Source organism: Pseudomonas sp. 2822-15 (genome assembly GCF_002742515.1).
In the GTDB taxonomy this organism is placed as follows: Bacteria; Pseudomonadota; Gammaproteobacteria; order Pseudomonadales; family Pseudomonadaceae; genus Aquipseudomonas; species Aquipseudomonas salomonii.
The window spans coordinates 1-312 of sequence record NZ_LJRY01000099.1; the positions used below are offsets into that span (position 1 = coordinate 1).

The 312-nt window shown below is 34.3% G+C and carries 1 protein-coding gene; it reads right to left on the minus strand.

What is annotated here, in order from left to right:
• On the minus strand, positions 1-312 hold a 312-nt coding region (locus AOA59_RS32330), incomplete at both ends, for a FixH family protein (protein WP_218212181.1).

The window sequence follows — 312 nt, forward strand, 5'->3', positions numbered from 1 at the left end:
ATAAAGATACTTTCTTCTTTATTTTCTCTTTGCCAAATCTCAAATAATACTTCATTCGCATCATTCACTTTCTCTTCTCCCTGAGTTACCAATGCTTTAATACTAATATCAGTATTTGGTTCTGCTTCTTCAGGAATCAAAATTTCTACATGCAGTGGTTCCAAATTAAGGTCTTGAGAACCATTTATATTGGAGTCCACTAATTCTACTGGAGGTGAGAGAGTGGATAATATTCCAGCAAAAATAATCACAATAATTGCGAATAAAAGCTCCGCTCGTAACCCCCAATACAACTTCTTTACAGATGATGTA